This window comes from Actinosynnema sp. NPDC023658, assembly GCF_040639995.1.
Taxonomy (GTDB): Bacteria; Actinomycetota; Actinomycetes; order Mycobacteriales; family Pseudonocardiaceae; genus Actinosynnema.
The window spans coordinates 1-1141 of the sequence record NZ_JBFAAX010001432.1 but is presented as its reverse complement, the minus strand read 5'-3'; the positions used below and the strand labels follow the sequence as shown (position 1 = coordinate 1141).

Sequence of the window (1141 nt, the reverse complement as noted above, 5' to 3'; positions counted from 1 at the left end):
GCGGCGCCCCGAACGCCCCGACCGGCCCGCCGACCGGCGCCATCGCCTACCTGATGGCCGACAGCCCCATGGGGCCCTGGACGCCGCAGAACTACGCGGGCGTGATCTTCAAGAACCCCGGCAACTACTTCGGCGCCGGTGGCAACAACCACCAGTCCGTCTTCGAGCTGGGCGGCGAGTACTACTTCACCTACCACGCGCAGACGCTGAACCGCCGCATCACCGGCGGCGCGACGCAGGGGTTCCGCAGCCCGCACATCGCGAAGCTGGGGTTCAACGCGGACGGGACCGTGAAGGAGGTCGTCGGCACCTACGACGGCGTCGAGCAGATCCGCCACCTCGACCCGTACCGGGTGATCGAGGCGGAGACGATCGCCTGGCAGCAGGGCCTGGCCACCAAGCGGCTCAACGCGCCGAACGACGTGCCGCGACTGGCGCTGCACGACGTCGACGCCGGTGACTGGACCTCGCTCTCCTCGGCCGACTTCGGCACCGGCGCCACGGGTGTGTCGGCGCGGGTCAAGCCGCTGGCGGAGGGCACGAGCATCCAGGTCCGCCTGGACGACCGCGCCGGGCCGGTGGTCGCCACCATCCCGGTCGACGGGCCGGTCGGGGAGTGGACCGAGGTCGGGACCGACCTCCACGGCGTCTCCGGCGTGCACGACGTGTACTTCACCTTCGCCGGTCCTGCCGACCGGGACCTGGTGGAGGTCGACAGCTGGCGGTTCACCGCGCCGTCGTTGGACGTCGCGGGCGCCGCGGACACCCGCTGCGCCGGCCCGAACGTGCAGCTGGTCGTGCGGGTGACCGACAACGAGTCGGTGCCGGTCGACATCGCGGTGGACACGCCGTACGGCTCCAAGTCGTTCAAGCGCGTCCAGCCGGGCGCGGCCCGCTCCCACCCGTTCACGACCCGGGAGCGGGCCGTGCCGGCGGGGTCGGTGACGGTCACCGCGACCGCGGTGGTCGACGGGAAGCCGCAGTCGAGGGTGCTCGACGTGCCGTACGCGGCGCGCACCTGCCGCTGACCGCTCGCGTGGGGGCGACCCGGAGGTCCGGGCCGCCCCAAGCGCACGGAGCGCAACCCCGCCGGGCGGGTGACCGGAGCGTATCTTTTTAGCGATAACCACAGCTCGCGCCG

The 1141-nt window shown here is 72.6% G+C and carries 1 protein-coding gene; it reads left to right on the top strand.

The annotated features are described in order from the left end of the window. A partial coding sequence (locus AB0G02_RS41585) for a carbohydrate-binding protein (RefSeq protein WP_360806493.1) occupies positions 1-1028 on the top strand: 1028 nt, incomplete at its 5' end. Positions 1029-1141 lie beyond the last annotated feature (113 nt).